Origin of the sequence: Rhizobium sp. 18055 (assembly GCF_902706285.1) — a bacterium.
GTDB lineage: Bacteria > Pseudomonadota > Alphaproteobacteria > Rhizobiales > Rhizobiaceae > Rhizobium.
In genome coordinates, this window is record NZ_CACSKD010000324.1 from 1 (window position 1) to 431 (window position 431).

Annotated in this window: 1 protein-coding gene; it reads right to left on the reverse strand. The window is 49.4% G+C overall.

The features are described 5' to 3' along the window. Positions 1–215: 215 nt before the first annotated feature. Positions 216–431 (reverse strand): hypothetical protein (locus GVL52_RS30710; RefSeq protein ID WP_210254135.1); only part of this gene is annotated, 216 nt, incomplete at its 5' end.

Genomic DNA, 431 nt, shown 5'->3' on the forward strand with positions numbered 1-431 from the left:
ATCAGTGAGCGAAGTTCCTTGGCAGAAAGGCCGCTGATATCAATAGTCATGAATTCTTCCCCGATGTCTAGGCCCTAGCCTATTCTCAAATGACATTGCGTGTCACTCCATGTCCACTATGAGTCGCTCAATCTCAGGATCGACTACTAAAAAGTTTATCGTGTTAGCTACTCTCTCACTGCACATGATTTTCACGTGGCATATGGACCTGAGGACTAAAGACGCGCAGTGAGTGATTGCTGTGGGGTCGCCAAGAGTTCTTTGAGATCGCCAGTTTGAGGCATTGGATGAATCGACGTTAGACTCAAGCGCTTTCCGTAGCAGATCAGGGAGGCAAGGCGCATAACCGTGAGATCAATTCCCTTCATTGTCGCTGCCGCGTTGGCGGGAACTTCGCTGGCTGCAGATGCTTCTGAGGATAACCTCCATAG